General features: G+C 47.1%; 2 protein-coding genes. Both read left to right on the top strand.

The features are described 5' to 3' along the window. Nucleotides 1-387 (top strand): RnfABCDGE type electron transport complex subunit D (locus tag A3766_RS07040; RefSeq protein ID WP_197479398.1); only part of this gene is annotated, 387 nt, incomplete at its 5' end. A 3-nt stretch (nucleotides 388-390) separates the two neighbouring features. Then, nucleotides 391-1,023 (top strand): electron transport complex subunit RsxG (rsxG, locus tag A3766_RS07035; RefSeq protein WP_068641999.1); only part of this gene is annotated, 633 nt, incomplete at its 3' end.

Below are 1,023 nucleotides of genomic sequence, written 5' to 3'. Positions count from 1 at the left end.
TTACTTGTGAAAAAGATCATACCTTGGCAGACGCCTTTGGGAGTAATCCTTGGCTTGGCCTTGCCAGCGCTTGTCTTGGGCTATGATGCAGACCAGTTCGCACCGCTTAGCCTGCATATGCTGTCTGGTGCGACCATGCTGGGAGCTTTCTTTATAGCAACGGATCCCGTTACCTCATGTACCACGACTCGTGGCCGTTTGATTTTTGGTATTGGTATCGGTTTACTGACCTATATTATTCGCGTTTATGGTGCATACCCTGATGCCTTTGCTTTCGCTGTGCTATTGATGAATTTTGCAGCACCCCTGATTGATGTTTATACGCAGCCAAGAACTTATGGCTATGAGTCGGCAAAACGCGGCGCCAAGCAGAAAGAGGAGGCTTAAGAGATGACTGATAAGCTTAATCCAACTGACGAACGAGAAGAGCTGGGCGAACCGCTTTCTGAAACGATAGACACCCTGGGCTTGTCGATACTTCGGTCTGCGTGGGGGCTGGGTTTGTTCGCAATTATTACTGCCGGTTTAATTGCCTTTACCCAACAGGGGACGAAAGAGAAAATTGCAGAGCAGGTGAAGCAAGCAAGGTCAAAGGCCTTATTGCAGATTGTGCCACTTTCTGAGTTCGATAATGAATTACTCGATGATGCCTTTACACTAGCTCCATCTGAAGCCTTGGGGACTATTGAACCAGTAGAGGCATTCATCGCTTTAAAAGATCAGCTTCCTACCCACCTAATATTGCCTGTTGTGGCGCCTGATGGATATACAGGCCCTATACGTTTGATTATGAGTATTGATATGTCGGGGGAGCTTAAGGGTGTGAGAGTGATAGAGCATAAAGAGACGCCGGGCTTAGGTGATAAAATCGACTTGAAGAAGTCTGATTGGGTTTTATCCTTCAACGGCAAGTCTTTGGCGAACTTGACTGAAACTCAGTGGCAAGTGAAGAAAGATGGTGGAGACTTTGATCAGTTAACAGGTGCAACCATTACACCTCGTGCGATAGTCAGTGCGGTGCAT

The organism is Oleiphilus sp. HI0132 (genome assembly GCF_001635845.1).
Note: the sequence above shows the minus strand (reverse complement) of the source record. Positions and strands in the feature narration are given on the sequence as shown.